Consider the following 8356-nt stretch of genomic DNA (forward strand, 5'->3'; position numbering starts at 1 on the left):
TTTACCGATTTCTTTTAAAATTCTCAGCCTGTTCGTAAATTTCCTTATATACTTCGTCATGATCGACAGGGGGATACCCATGATCTCCCAATAATACAATAAGATCCGCCTTCAGCTCAGCCTTAATATCTCCTCTCTTGTTCCAGTCTATGTATTTAGATTTGTCATCCACTAATTCTTTAACAGCTTTTGCCAACGGAATAAGTTTTTCATCCGGATAGACAAAATCATATTTAAGAGTAAGACTTTTTAAAATATCGTAAAATGATTTCTGTTCTATATTGAATCCTAATTCAAAACCAGAATTTTGCTCGCTTCTCAATGCATGCATTAAGTCAAGAATTTCAATTGTGAAATCCTCCAAGACTGTACTTACAAGAACGTCTTCCTCTTTACGTTCATTGTAACGATGAACTAAAACTTCAAATCGTTTCGTAAAGTCGATCCCTGTAACCTTATTTATTTTTTTAAATTCCTCTATCCCTCTTGCAAGAAGTTGTAAGAGTAATTTAATCTTCGTATTCGGTAGTTTGATTTTTTCAATTTTAGCGAGATATTTATCATCGAATAATTCGATTACGGATGCAGATCCCTCACCCAATTTAAAAATTTCTTCCACCCCGTCAGACTTAAGAGCTTCTTCAATCAGTTTCCGAACCTTTGCATTCATCTGCGATGTATCAGGAGCCGGTCCTTTTGTTAATTTATAGATAATGGAGCGGACCGCCAAATAGAAATGGACCGTATCTCTCTCCTGACCAGTTAAAATCTCCGAGGCGCTACAAATATCGTACGCTGCTTTTAGCCGTTTGACGATTTCTATGAATCGTTTTTCAAGTTTATCGAAGGTTTGAACAAATTCAGCAGAACGATTCAGACATTCCAATTGTTGCAAAGGAGTTCCATTAAAATAAGCACTTGTATCAAATGAATGAAATATCCTTTGTAGGAGGTCCAACTGGTCACGGACAATGACTATCGACTGACGTATCTCCTCGATATTCTCCTGATCCGCCTTATTATACAAAGCAAGCGCTAGATTCAGTTGGCTTTTGATCCCGATATAATCTACTACCAATCCCTTTTTCTTTCCCTCGAATTTACGATTCACTCTGGAAATCGTTTGAATAAGATTATGCCTTTGCACAGGTTTATCTATATAAATCGTATCCAATTCCGGGACATCAAATCCTGTGAGCCACATATCGACCACAATGGCGATCTTAAAATTAGATTTCGGATTTTTGAATTGTTGATCTAAATCTTTTCGGTATTCTTTACTTCCTAAAAGGTCGTATAATATTTTCGGATCATCTTTCCCCCGAGTCATGACCATTTTGATCCGCTCTAGAGGTTTGATTTTCTTTTTTTCTTCTTCCGCAATTTCCAAACCTGGTTCACAAGGTAACGACTCATTCCACTGGGGACGAAGTAAGACCACCTCTTTCCAAAATTCATAAGCAATCTCTCTTTTGCTCGAAACAAAGATCGCTTTTCCTTTAATTGAAGACTTTTCCTCCATTCTTCTTTCATAATATTCAACGAAATCTGAGGCAAGTGCGCGAAGGCGGTCCGGGTCTCCGAGGATCACGGACATATTCGCAGAAGCTTTCTTACTCTCCTCGATTTGGTATTCACTGGAGCCCTCTTCCGCACATTGCGCGTAGTAGTCTTCGATATCCTTTAGTTTAGAATTATCTAACACAACCTTTGCGGCCCTTCCCTCGTAAACGATTGGGACAGTGATTTTATCTTTTACTGATTCAGTCATCGTGTAGGAATCAACAATCTCTCCAAAAACATCGAGAGTAGAATCAATAGGAGTGCCGGTAAAACCTACATAAGTCGCATTAGGTAAGGAATCATGTAAATACTTGGCAAATCCGTAAGTACGCTTTATGCCATCAGGACCAATTTTTATCTTTTGATCTAGATTAATTTGGCTCCGATGAGCTTCGTCAGAAATACAGATAATATTTGTTCTATCGCTTAGGAGTTCAGTAGCCTCTGTAAATTTTTGGATTGTAGTCAAAAAAACTCCACCGCTACTTCTGCCTTGCAATAATTGCTGAAGCCCAGATCTGGTTTCCACACTGAGAACGTGATTGTCTCCGATATACTTTTTGGCAGCTGTAAATTGTTGGGAAAGCTGATCGTCCAAGTCTGTACGATCCGTAATGAGAATAATAGTTGGACTTTCTAACTCGACTTCCTTCATGAGAAGCCGGGTCAAGAAGAGCATTGTAAAACTTTTTCCACAACCGGTGGCCCCGAAATAAGTCCCACCTTTTCCATCCCCTTTCGGCTTGATATGTTTCAGAATATTCTTATATAGTTTTCTTGCTGCATAATACTGAGGATACCTACATACGATCTTTTCCTGCTTATGAGAAGTATCCGGAAAATAAACGAAATGATGGAGAACATCCAAAAGCCTTTCCTTTTGAAACAAGCCTTGCACCATGCTATGCAAGGAATCAAATCCGGAAGCCTCCACAGATTCGTTCCCTGTAATCTTGCGCCAGGTGTAGAAGAATTCGTAAGGAGCAAACATAGATCCAATACGAGAATCCACCCCGTTACTGATTACACAAAGCATATTATATTTCATTAACTCGGGTATGCCGCGAGTATAACGAATAGTTAATTGTTTAAATGCATCGTCGAGTCCCGCATTTTCTCGGATTGCACTTTTGAATTCGAAAACAATTAAAGGTAAACCGTTAATATAAAGAATTGCATCCGGAATTCTTCTTTCGGATCCAAGAATTTCTAATTGATTAACTACTCGAAACCGATTCTTTTCCGGATTTTCAAAATCAATCAGATCAAGATGAAAATCCTGCTCCTCTTGAGATTCTCGCTTCAAAGCAAAACCACTCGTAATCCAAGTATGAAGTGTCTTATTCGATTCGTATAAATCCGCAGTAGAAACAGCTTCTAACTTTCGAATGATAGAATCCAATTCTGATTCTGAAACTTTTTGTTCTGAATAACGATCTATCAGAAATTCCTTCAAATCCGATATAATGAGCACTGATTCTAAAGAACGATCCAAGGATTCTCCCTTGGAATGGGGATATCCCTGTTCCGCTAGTAAGGCAATGATTGCCGCCTCCAATCGTTCTTCCGGGAAATGGTTCATGGCTTTTCCTGGGAGAGTTTTGTGATGGATTCTAATTGTTTTATGGAATCCTCCGCACCTTTATATTCTAATGTTTCCCTTCTAAGTTTGGAGAATGTTTCATATTCTCGAAATGCCTTTTCGTCTGCTTCGTCTTTGGAGATAGTTCCCGCATTGGGAAGAACGTTTCGCTCATTGAATCGAAGGAAATCGTCAAGCTTGTCCTTCCAATCTTTCTGGAAAATCTGCTTTCTTCTGTTAGCTTGGTCTTCTGCATAGTCCAACCACATGACTACAATCCGATTCATTTCTGAAATCTCCGATTCCAGAAGATAATTCTTCGAGGTAGTAACATCTGATTTACGAACCACTTCTCCTTTCCAAACTGTGAGTCCCATATTAGCTTTGCTTGCATCAGCTCGTTTGGAAATCAATTCTGCAGCTGTCATCCCAGTAACCGCAAAGAGAAGTTTGTTTTGGACAGTACTGAAAAAAAGCTGTGTCTCATGTTGGTTTAGTTCGTAGTCTGCAGCTAAAGCAAAAATTTCTAGGACCCGAAGATACATTCTTCGTTCGCTAGCGCGAATATCCCGGATTCTCTCAAGTAACTCGTCGAAATAATCGGGTAGCGTAGGAAGTCCGGAGACTGAGGGGTGTTTTAGGCGTTCATCGTCCATAATGAACCCTTTTACCAGATATTCCCTTAATCGGGAAATGGCCCATTTACGGAACTGGGTTCCCCGAAGGGAACGAACCCTGAACCCAACAGCCAAAATGGCATCCAAGTTATAATATTGAACCTCATACTTTTTTCCATCGGGGGCAGTTGTCCGGAAATTCCGGACAACTGAATTCAGATCCAATTCCCCCTCTTCAAATAAATTCTGCAAATGCTCGCTGATTGTTTGTTTGGAGCGATCGTACAAACTGGCCATTAGTCCTTGCGACAACCAAATCGATTCCTCCACGAACCGACATTCTATCTTGGCCCGTCCATCCTCCGTCGTGTACAGTAGGATTTCGCCTATCGATTGTTCGTCGGGAGAGAAATTCATAGGACTCCAGCAACCAACTTTTCTGCATCGGGAACCTGGAGTTGCCCTGAGAGGAGTTTTGGGAGGAGGGTGTCGCGGAGGGAGGATAAAGTCATATTTTGCTCGATTAGGAATTCTCGATTCTTAACGAACGATCGTAATTGTTTTTCAGCAACGAGTGCTATCTCTTTCTTAAAAATAAATCTTAAATGAGGGATATTGAAAACATTCAAAGCATTAAGTATTGTCCCGACATCTGTTTTTTTTGATATTTCTTGTTTCATAACTTTACTATTTAATAAAGTTATCAAGAATCCAGGAAAATCATTCCCCTCTTGAAGGCGAATCGCTGTGATATTCCTACCCAATGCAGCTTTTAAATTTCGAGGAACGATGGCAACTGCGCCCACTCTTCCAACGTTGGTTATGACACAATCGTTTTCAGCCAACTCGATTCTTGAAATCCATTTAGAATAATCAGAATTGCTGATAAGATATTTATCAGTGATATCTATCAAACCATCTTCGCGTATATTATTAAGTTGCAGTAAAATTTTATTTGAGGCTTCAAAAACTCGATCAGGTTTCTTAGCATGCAAACAATCTATCACTTCGCAAATTTTCCCAATTGTATTCACATCCCAACCTTCCGGAATCCAACCCATATCCTTATGCTGGACGAACTTGTTTGGAAATAGTCTCTGGATCTCTTCGGGAAGAGGTTTCCGAGCTGAGCCTAAATTGGCTCTGGCTTGAGCTCTCGCCTGAAGTGCTTCCGGAATGGGATTTCCCGAATCCAATGCGTTATCGATAACCGGATCAAAATCCACAAACCAACTTTGGAAGAGGGCTTGGGACATGGCTTCTAAGGTTTGGTTCATTTTGCGGTTGAGTTCGATTTTGTCGTCGAGGGTTTTTAGAATATGCCCAATCGACCATTGCTTATTAGCAGAAGGAAAAACAATGGAAAGATGCCCAATCATTTCATTGTTTAAGCTCGCTCGCGTTGACATTGTGGAAAAGCTATACATCTTGCTTCGGAACAATGGGCTACGGAAATAATACGCAACGTATTCAGGAATGAGAAAATTTGGATCTTTAGGTCTCAATCTTTTGGTAAAACCATTAAAGGTAGCATTTGGAAAATCGTTAAGAGCAACGCTACTCATTCCAAGCTCATTCATAGTCTCACTTGTTCGCGTTAAAAAAACATCACCTCGTTTAATCGAACATTTAGTTTTGTCTTCTTCATTGGATTCTACAAGCTTCTCTAATCTGCTAGGAACAAAATAATTATCTAGAACATCTTTGAAAGTTAGAAAAGGAAATCCACTTCCAAACGATTCCGCTGATTTTGAAAGACCAGAGGAAATTTCATAAAGATCAATTAATTTCCCTTCCTTCCACTCACTTCCCATAGCCCAGAACCTCCAGGTTTTTTCGGATCTGAGCATCCAGGGCTTTAGATTCTTCCATTTGCTTATAAAGAGTTTGAGTGAGTTCCCTCATTTTATGTTCAAATAAGATTCCATCATCCTCCTCTTCGGGCGTTCCCACATAACGTCCTGGTGTGAGGACAAAATCATTTGCTTTCATTTCTTCTAATGTAGCCGACTTACAAAATCCAGGTTTGTCCTCGTATTTGCCGTCTTTGGATTCTCCTCTCCAGGCATGGTAGGTACGTGCAATTTCGGAGACCTCTTCTGTAGTGAGTTCCTTATGAGTTCGGTCCGTCATGACACCGAGGTTTCGGGCATCGATAAAGAGAGTCTTTCCTCTTCTATCCTTATGATTGCTGTCGGTATGACCTTCTATTTTTAAAGTGCCCTTGTTCTTAGTTAGGAACCAGAGACAAACCGGAATTTGAGTAGTATAAAATAATTGCCCGGGAAGTGCGATCATACAATCGACTAGATCATTTTCGATCATTCTTTGGCGAATCGCTCCTTCTCCCTTGGTATTGGTAGACATGGAACCATTCGCCATTACAAATCCAGCCATTCCATTATCGGAAAGTTTGGAAATCATATGCAAAATCCATGCATAATTTGCGTTACCAGTTGGGGGGACCTCATATCCGGACCAACGAGGATCATCCAAGAGTTCTTTCGGGTTTCTCCAAGCATCCAAGTTAAAAGGAGGATTGGCCATGATAAAATCAGCTTTTAGATCCGGGTGTTGGTCTTTGAAGAATGTGTCGGCGGGAATTTCACCCAAGTTAGTCGAAATCCCTCGAATAGCAAGATTCATCTTAGCGAGTTTATAAGTTGTGGAGGTTTGCTCCTGTCCATAAATGGAGATGTCTTTTTTGTTTCCCTTATGATTCTCAACGAAGGTTACTGATTGCACAAACATCCCGCCGGAACCACAACAAGGATCATAAATTTTCCCTTCGTAAGGTTCGATCATTTCTGCGATAAGATTAACCACACATTTCGGAGTATAAAATTCTCCGCCGCCTTTGCCTTCCGTCGCTGCGAATTTTCCTAAGAAGTATTCGTAGACTCGGCCTACTACATCTTCTTCTTTATCTTTGATCGTATCTATATCATGAATGGAATCGATAAGTGCCGCAAGCTTGCTTGGATCTAATCCGAGACGAGTAAAGTAATTATCAGGTAAGGCTCCTTTTAAGGAAGGATTTGTCTTTTCTACGGTGCGTAGAGCCTTGTCTATCTTAACCGCCAAATCTTTCTGTTTTGCGTTTTTCTGAATAAAAGACCAGCGAGCCTCTTCGGGAAGATAGAAGACGTTCTTCTGCGCATAGAATTCAACTCTCTCTATGTATTTCTCTTTTCCCTCCTGGATGAGTTGCTTGCGCCTTTCCTCGAACTTATCGCTGACGAATTTTAAAAAGATTAAACTAAGTACGACGTGCTTGTATTCGGAGGATTCCACGCTCCCGCGAAGTTTATCTGCAGTATCCCATAGGTTTTGTTCAAAGGATTTCTGTGGCTTGGTTGGGGTAACCTTCTCTTTTTTTACCGAGCTGGACTTCTTAGCTGCTGCTTTTTTTTTGGGGACAATCGCTTTTTGGGGCATAGATCTATAATTTTCCTTAATTTAAAGAGCGATTCTTTGAATTCCAGTGATTTTTCCTGTAGGATATCCTACGTTCGGAACAAAATCAGTCTCTCCATTCGTTTTTTTGAAAGTATTTAGCTTATTTGCAGTCTTGGCTTGATTATATACTTAAAAATCGAGACCAAACAAAAGGATTTTCCATTGAGATAAAATATGCTATCCAAAACCTTCCTCGAGCTTATCACTTTCTTCAAATGCAAAATTTTCCTTCTATAATCGATTTAGTAATTCATATTCTTTCGGAAACCAAAAAGAGCATGAACCATTTAGAAATTCTGGAATATGCAAAGAAGAGAGACTGGATTGTTGTTGGAAATTCGAATCTTTCTCTTAAATCAATTTCGAAGGAAATAAATCACGAGTTAAAAAGAAAAGATGGTCATTCGATTCGACGATTGATTAGCAATTTAGATAAGGTTTCACTTTCTCCATGGGGTAAAGCAGCCTTCAAAGCTATAAAAGGAATCAATAGTTATGCGATGCCACCTCAAAGAGAAGAAAGAGACCTGCATAAAGTTTTTTCAGTTTTTGCAAAAGGAAAATTCGGATGTGATGTAATTACAATCCATCATGAGCGTTCCAAAAAGGAACGTGGCCAGAATCAAAAATGGTCTCATCCCGATATCGTAGGTGCGGTTCAAAGAACGATTAATGCAGAGTTAAAATCCAAAAAGGAACTCTATACGATTTATTCTTTCGAGTTGAAAACAAATTTGAAATTTAACAATGTAACTCAGTCGTTTGCACAGGCATTTCTGAATTCTTCCTGGGCGCATGAAGGCTACTTAGTCTCTCCGAACATAGACAAAGAAGAAAGTTTCTTCCATGAGTTGCAACTTTTACATTCGATCTTTGGGATCGGAATCATAGAATTAATTCGTACTAACCCAGCTAAGAGTAAAATACTTGTGCCGTCAAAGAGAAGGTCTAAACTAAATCATACATTGATTGAGCGCCTTGCTTCTAAAAATCAGGAATTCGCTAATTTCATTGGTGAATTTGTTTTATGAATATGTTGTTCCCCCCCCCAAAAAAAAAAAATAAAAAAGCCAGAGTGTTGCTACTCTGGCTTTTCATAAACTTCAACATTGATATAACTGCGAATATCTCACAC

5 protein-coding genes are annotated in these 8356 nt (G+C 39.6%); 1 reads left to right on the top strand and 4 read right to left on the bottom strand.

All coding sequences use genetic code 11. The features are described from left to right. Position 1 precedes the first annotated feature (1 nt). From EHO58_RS10095 to EHO58_RS10110, 4 genes are read right to left on the bottom strand one after another with little or no spacing between them, the layout of a single operon-like run. A complete protein-coding gene (locus EHO58_RS10095) occupies positions 2–3145 on the bottom strand; it encodes a type I restriction endonuclease subunit R (RefSeq protein ID WP_135679826.1) in 3144 nt (1047 codons plus the stop codon). After that, positions 3142–4179: a virulence RhuM family protein gene (locus tag EHO58_RS10100; RefSeq protein WP_135679827.1), complete on the bottom strand. Its 1038-nt coding sequence runs from the start codon at positions 4177–4179 to the stop codon at positions 3142–3144. Before EHO58_RS10100 ends, EHO58_RS10095 begins: the two co-directional genes overlap by 4 nt. Continuing rightward, positions 4176–5576: a restriction endonuclease subunit S gene (locus EHO58_RS10105; RefSeq protein ID WP_135679842.1), complete on the bottom strand. Its 1401-nt coding sequence runs from the start codon at positions 5574–5576 to the stop codon at positions 4176–4178. The genes EHO58_RS10100 and EHO58_RS10105 overlap by 4 nt, the downstream gene beginning before the upstream one ends. Then, positions 5566–7200 (bottom strand): class I SAM-dependent DNA methyltransferase, encoded by a 1635-nt coding sequence (locus EHO58_RS10110; RefSeq protein WP_135679828.1) that lies wholly within the window; start codon positions 7198–7200, stop codon positions 5566–5568. Before EHO58_RS10110 ends, EHO58_RS10105 begins: the two co-directional genes overlap by 11 nt. A 299-nt stretch (positions 7201–7499) precedes the next feature. On the opposite strand from EHO58_RS10110, the gene EHO58_RS10115 reads away from it, so the two are divergent. Continuing rightward, positions 7500–8252, top strand: a complete 753-nt coding sequence (locus tag EHO58_RS10115) for a hypothetical protein (RefSeq protein ID WP_135679829.1) — start codon at positions 7500–7502, stop codon at positions 8250–8252. The last annotated feature ends 104 nt before the right edge of the window (positions 8253–8356 follow it).

This window comes from Leptospira selangorensis (genome assembly GCF_004769405.1).
Taxonomy (GTDB): domain Bacteria; phylum Spirochaetota; class Leptospiria; order Leptospirales; family Leptospiraceae; genus Leptospira_B; species Leptospira_B selangorensis.

Bases quoted from the DNA above. Each gene is read 5' to 3' on its own strand.
- EHO58_RS10095 (WP_135679826.1), bottom strand. From the start codon at position 3,145: ATGAACCATTTCCCGGAAGAACGATTGGAGGCGGCAATCATTGCCTTA.
- EHO58_RS10100 (WP_135679827.1), bottom strand. From the start codon at position 4,179: ATGAATTTCTCTCCCGACGAACAATCGATAGGCGAAATCCTACTGTAC.
- EHO58_RS10105 (WP_135679842.1), bottom strand. From the start codon at position 5,576: ATGGGAAGTGAGTGGAAGGAAGGGAAATTAATTGATCTTTATGAAATT.
- EHO58_RS10110 (WP_135679828.1), bottom strand. From the start codon at position 7,200: ATGCCCCAAAAAGCGATTGTCCCCAAAAAAAAAGCAGCAGCTAAGAAG.
- EHO58_RS10115 (WP_135679829.1), top strand. From the start codon at position 7,500: ATGAACCATTTAGAAATTCTGGAATATGCAAAGAAGAGAGACTGGATT.